Source organism: Streptomyces sp. GbtcB7, assembly GCF_019091445.1.
In the GTDB taxonomy this organism is placed as follows: domain Bacteria; phylum Actinomycetota; class Actinomycetes; order Streptomycetales; family Streptomycetaceae; genus Streptomyces; species Streptomyces mirabilis.
In genome coordinates, this window is record NZ_JAGXJM010000645.1 from 1 (window position 1) to 235 (window position 235).

A 235-nucleotide genomic window follows, 5' to 3' on the forward strand; every position below is an offset into this window, starting at 1 on the left:
ACCCGCAATCGCCGGATGCAACAGCTCACCGCCGCGCTGGCGGCGGCCGTGACGGTCAAGGACATCGGGGCCGCCACGCAGGCAGGACTGCAGGAATTCGGCGCGGATGGGTTTGCCGTGGTGGCGTCGGTGCCCGGGGGGCTGTCCGCCGTGGCCTCCTACGGCGATCACGCCGAGGAGCTGGCCGCCGTCTGCGATCTGCGTCCCGGCGTGCGCTCCCTGCTGCAGGATGCCC

At 72.8% G+C, this 235-nt stretch carries 1 protein-coding gene; it reads left to right on the forward strand.

Features of this window, described 5'->3' with window-relative positions; translation table 11 throughout:
• Positions 1 to 15: 15 nt before the first annotated feature.
• Positions 16 to 235 (forward strand): hypothetical protein (locus tag KVT44_RS57100; protein ID WP_217577191.1); only part of this gene is annotated, 220 nt, incomplete at its 3' end.